Annotated in this window: 7 protein-coding genes; 2 read left to right on the forward strand and 5 right to left on the reverse strand. The window is 57.4% G+C overall.

Annotated elements, in window-relative coordinates; genetic code table 11:
• The 4 genes from QJT78_RS48345 to QJT78_RS48360 all read right to left on the reverse strand — a co-directional run.
• Positions 1–390: hypothetical protein (locus QJT78_RS48345; RefSeq protein WP_281460759.1), on the reverse strand; the 390-nt coding region annotated here is incomplete at its 3' end.
• A gap of 189 nt (positions 391–579) precedes the next feature.
• Complete coding sequence (locus QJT78_RS48350) at positions 580–735, reverse strand: hypothetical protein (RefSeq protein WP_157790568.1); 156 nt, start codon at positions 733–735, stop codon at positions 580–582.
• Positions 732–1,538 (reverse strand): hypothetical protein, encoded by an 807-nt coding sequence (locus QJT78_RS48355; protein WP_157790569.1) that lies wholly within the window; start codon positions 1,536–1,538, stop codon positions 732–734. The genes QJT78_RS48350 and QJT78_RS48355 overlap by 4 nt, the downstream gene beginning before the upstream one ends.
• Positions 1,448–2,104, reverse strand: a complete 657-nt coding sequence (locus QJT78_RS48360; protein WP_038945661.1) for a nucleotidyltransferase domain-containing protein — start codon at positions 2,102–2,104, stop codon at positions 1,448–1,450. Before QJT78_RS48360 ends, QJT78_RS48355 begins: the two co-directional genes overlap by 91 nt.
• Positions 2,105–2,612: 508 nt before the next feature.
• On the opposite strand from QJT78_RS48360, the gene QJT78_RS48365 reads away from it, so the two are divergent.
• Positions 2,613–2,927, forward strand: coding sequence for a hypothetical protein (locus QJT78_RS48365; RefSeq protein ID WP_202801374.1), 315 nt, complete (start codon positions 2,613–2,615; stop codon positions 2,925–2,927).
• Between the two features lie 11 nt (positions 2,928–2,938).
• Here QJT78_RS48365 and QJT78_RS48370 read toward each other — a convergent pair whose 3' ends face one another.
• Positions 2,939–3,493 (reverse strand): hypothetical protein, encoded by a 555-nt coding sequence (locus tag QJT78_RS48370; RefSeq protein WP_038945659.1) that lies wholly within the window; start codon positions 3,491–3,493, stop codon positions 2,939–2,941.
• 368 nt (positions 3,494–3,861) lie between these two features.
• Here QJT78_RS48370 and QJT78_RS48375 point away from each other — a divergent pair, with 368 nt between their 5' ends.
• Positions 3,862–4,881 carry a hypothetical protein gene (locus QJT78_RS48375; protein WP_157790571.1) on the forward strand — a complete coding sequence of 340 codons (1,020 nt, stop codon included), beginning with the start codon at positions 3,862–3,864 and terminating at the stop codon, positions 4,879–4,881.
• Positions 4,882–4,964: the final 83 nt, after the last annotated feature.

Here is a 4,964-nt window from a genome sequence, read left to right on the forward strand (position 1 = left end):
CGCAACCCCGACCAGCTCCGACGACCCGAGCGCTACCAGCAGAGCACGCCGATCAAAGGGGGCCCTTTTGGAGGCCGATAGGGGGTCCCAGTCAAACGCCGATTGACACCTTGCCGGCTTGAAGCTCTCGGTCGGCTCGAAGGTCTCGACCCTGAACACGATGGCTCGGTTGACGGCAACACTGTCTTCGGTGAACAGGTGCAGTTCGTGCTCGGCCGCAAACTCTTGCGGCGTCTGCTCGGTGAGCACGATATCCCGATTGAGCATGACGATCCCGCCCTTGTAGTCCTTCTCAGGCTTGAACTCGGGACTGACTGACGGATCGAACGGCTCGACGAACGCAACCTGTTCGACGGGGACCAGCTTCTTTCCGATGGTGATGACTTTCATGGGTATCTCCTCTCTGATGGTTGATCGGAGATAGAGGCTAGCGAGATCGGACCTTCATTAAGACCGGAAGGATTGGGAATCGCAGCGGAAAGGTTTGGAATGATCCGCAATGAACCGTTGGATAGGTCGCTTTGACCCAAGAGCAACGACGAACATCGGTTTCGTCCAATTACAGAAGGATGCCAAGCGCTAATGGCGCTTCGGCAGTTTCAAAACCGTTTCGCCAAGCTGCAAGAGATCTTCTCCGTGCAGCATGCGGCTCATCGCGTCTTTGAGGAATTCGTCAAAATCACTGTTGTTGATTGACGACTGACTGGCCGCGATGATGATATTGTAGGGCGTCACATACCGCACGCGAAGCTGCGTTCGGCCACGCACATCTTCAAGCTCCCCTCAATCTCTGCTGCACCATCATCATATTGGGAGCGGGTGATGACGTGCTTGCCATCGACCAAGCCGTATTCTTCCCAGTAGTATCCGAAGTGTCCTTCGCCACTCGATTCTTCGGCAATGCGGTCGGCCGTCTGTGAATAGATGCCGATCGGCTCCATCGGATCGAGCTCGACGTACACGAAATCGCAGTAATAGGGGCCCGGCTTCACGGCGGCGATCCGTCGGATCAAAAGCTCGCTTTCGTCCATCTGGTAGAGCCTGTCGCGAACATGCTCGAACGAACGTATGGGCAGATTGCTCGGTCCGCGAAACCACCAGACGGGCTGAGCGTCAGAATACTCGAGCGGCGGCTCCAGCAGCCTGAGAAGACGTGTTCTGACCAGTTCTGGTTCATCGAACCATTGTACGCCTCGCACGCCGGGGAAGGCTTGCGCAAAGCGCTCGGAGAACCATACGGTGCTATGCTTTCCTCGCAGCGAGGGAGGCTGTTCATCCGGCTTACTGAAGCGTGCACGCGCCGCATCGTAGATGATTTCCGCGAAGAGAAGTTGATCGCCGGCCACAAGAGGACCTACTGTGCCTCGGGCTCCCCGACGCACGGACAGCCAGTGATGCAGGTCGCGATACGCGGAGGCAGCTCCTCGCTGGCGATACAGCTCGTGGGTTAAGAAGTCCAAGCCTTCTTGAGTGTCGTATTCCGCGCCTGGGTCTGCATTGCGATCATCCGAGTGCGCGGCCATGGCCGCATGGCGCATGATATTTTCGGCGCGGGGTCGTCGCCGGCGTAAGGTGGGATTCCGCCCTCCCCCTTGGCATTGACGGCCAAGAAGGCGTTACGCTTCTTCTGAGCAAGCCGTAACCCTTCGATCGCGAGGCGATCCTTGATTTCAAGCGTGCCCGCCCCTGGCAGGCCTTTCGACTCCTTGCCATCCAGAAGGCTCCGATAGGCATTTTCCTTGAAGAAGCCTCGCGCGCCGTCCTTGTGAATGTCTCCCTTGACCTCGCTAGGCGTCGGCACGACGATGCTGCAAAGCGGCTTGGCCGGATCTGCCTCGGTCAAGATGGTGGCCAGCTCGGCTTCGAGACGGATCTTGTGCTCAAGCAGCTTTTCGAGCCAGCCGCGCCGCGCGAGCGCATCCATCGGATTGTTGGGGAACAACACGACGAGATCAACATCGCTGCCCGCGCCAAACTGCGCCCCGCCTTTGTAGACGAGGCTCCCAAATAAAAACACTCCGGCAGAACCTGTCTCTTCGACGACGCTCTCGCTCCAGGCGACAAGGCGCTTCTTAAGGTCCGCAACAAGAATTGTGTTTGTCATGACGTATGGGGCACGAGTTATGAAGCCGATGGAATGAGAACGCGCAGCATTAGCGCTAGGCAGCAGGAGCGTCAAATACCCCTAGCAGAAGCAATTGCGGTTTCACACGAGGCCCCGTGCGGCCGATCCATTTCGGACACGCGATTTGGTCTGGCATTGCTTTGAACGAATCTCTGGGGTGACGCCTGGCTCGATGCGACGAACGACCAGAAGGATTCGGAATCGGCAGGACTGAGTGCGAATGATTGGTCATCGCTCACTCCATCGTCCAGACCATCTGCGGCTACCATCGTGTGCGCGTGCCACACCACCGGCGCTCGATAGACGCGCATGCAAGCGCATGCCGACGACGTGCTTAGGGTCGAAAAATCCGGAAGGTTTCGCAGTTACAGCATTTTGAAATTGACTCGCGGGCTACCAAAAAAAGACAATGGGTCATTATTTCGGTGCTGTTTGCCAGCAATCAGCATCGAAAAAACGGGACGAAACCAAATAATGGTAACGGCCTTTGAAGTCGAAGAAGAGCCTGCCCCGCGAAGAACACCACACCAACCGAAGAGGAGAAGCGATGACAGCGCATTCAGTACCGCAGACAGAGCCACAGAGCCCAGCCAGCGACATACTCGAAGGTGCTGAAGCTATCGCGGAATTCCTGTTTGGCGGGAACGAAGATGATCGGGACCGCAACAAGCGAAAGATCTACTATCTCGCCGAGAACTCGAGGCTTCCGCTCTTTCGCGCGGGCACCATGTTGTGCGCGCGCAAATCGGTGCTTCTCGCATTTATCTCCCGGCAGGAAGAGCGCGGGTTGCTTGTCGGCTGACCTGTCGCTCATTAGTTCCCGTCCACGATCCCGTCGAGCATGGGACGTATGTGCGCACTTGGCAGGACAGCGAAGCGGTCGTCACGCGCGTTCGTCACAATTCCCTCGAACCTGAGGTGACGATCCTTCAACTGGTCGTGAACGATCGAGAAGACGGGGGAGCCGCTGAGGCCGTCAGGATTTATGCTGAGCCGCGTCGATTGCTCGTGCTTCACAAATATCAACCGGTTTTCTGTGTCCATGGGTGCGCTGTCCGACCTCTGAAGGTCCTGCCGTATCCAGCGCATGGTGAATTCTGAAAGCTGCGTCTCATCCTGAAGGTCGAGCTCGATCCTGTGGGACTCGGTCGGATATCCAATCACGAACGAATAATCGGCCACGACCTCATTCGCGTCCGACCAATGGACGTTGGTGATATCCAGGTGGGCCGACCTATGGCCATCGGGCACCTTGGCGTAATCGAAGAAGACCAGATCGCTGAGCGAGCGATACTCCTCTTCCTCGATGCGCGGCAAGTGCAAGGACGAGGGTGCGACCGCGAGCCGCTTGCCGTCGCGCTCGATCACAACGCGGAAGGAAGCAGCGGAAGGCGCTCCACGGCTTGGGTTGACTTGATGGGCAGTTGTGAGCGGCAAAATCCCAGCCGCGGTACCTTGCCATGAGTGCCGTACCAAAGACCTGAAGCTCGAAGACCGCATCTCCCGTGGAGAACAGGGCGGGTCGGGTGGTCCAGGATGGAGTCTTCATGCTCGTTTATGCTGCCTTGTCTTCCTTTTCGGCGCCGCACATGACGATCAGGACCGCGTCATCCGGCAAGGATCGCTGGTAATGAAAACCGCAAGTTCTTGGCGAGGGCCGAGCTGGAAAGCCGAGGCCCAAGGCTCACACGGAAGCAGGGACTTGTATCACCAATATCAATATGGCAAGGCGCCGATTGTCCGAACTGCGTTATCGTAGCCAGACGAATCAGATCGAATTTCAGGACAGCATGGATAAAGGACCACGGATAGGCGACGCTGTTTTGGGCGGGCGTTATTCGTTGCTCGCTCAGGTAAAGGCGTCGATCGGTGGCGGCACTGTGTTCCTTGGAGCAGCAGGGCGATGCCGCTATTGCGGCGAAACAGATCCCGCCCGTTTCCGAATGGTGGCCCACACCTTCCCCGAAGCTCTCGGCAACAAGTGGGTTATCTCTCGGGATGAATGCGATGGCTGCAATAAGATATTCTCGAAGTATGACGACGCTATCGCGAAAGCTGACAGCCCATGCCTGACGCTGGGTGGCGTGAAAGGAAAGTCCAACAAGGTCCGGCAAACAGGACGCTCGGGAGGCGATTCCGTGATATCGCGACGCGGCGGAGCCGATGGACAGGGAACAAATGTATTCTCCAACAATGCGGATCCTGCTCAGCACGTTTCCGTAACTGCAGAAGGCGTGTTCCGCATGACCGTGCCGGTCGCGGGGGTGCCCTTTCGACCACGTCAGGCTTACAAGGCCCTCGCAAAGATGGGTCTCGCGCTGCTGCCCGACGATGAGCTAAATCACTACGCCAAGCTTCGTGCCTGGCTCCTCGATGCGGACGACAATGTCGATTTTCCCAATCTTGGCGTCGGCCTGTCATTCGCTTCCGTCGGCAACGCACCGCCGCTTGTCGTCGGAGCGCTGCTCCGTCGGACAAATCCGACCGACGTCGTTCCGCACATACTTTTCATTTTCAGCGCTGGCTCTATCTGTCTGCAAATAGACCTCATGTCCGACCATCTGGAGGACCACCTGCCGCCCGTTCCCGTCGGCTCGATCAGCGTGGAATGGTCTAACGTCATATATGATCCGGACGGACCGGCGACGATTGCGTTCCGCTATGGAAAGCCGGTTCATCTGAATTGGTCTTCGGTCGAAAACGAGCCGCAGCCGATCAAGGCCGTGGCTCTAGTACCCACTTTTCTTGGAACGTGAGTCGTGATTCAAGGTCGGGATGATACCCGAAGCAAGAGAAGTCCACCTTTCGAGGAAAGATCGCAAGGTGCTTGAGGCGTGCT

Source organism: Bradyrhizobium sp. Mp27, from assembly GCF_029953005.1.
Classification (GTDB): Bacteria; Pseudomonadota; Alphaproteobacteria; order Rhizobiales; family Xanthobacteraceae; genus Bradyrhizobium; species Bradyrhizobium barranii.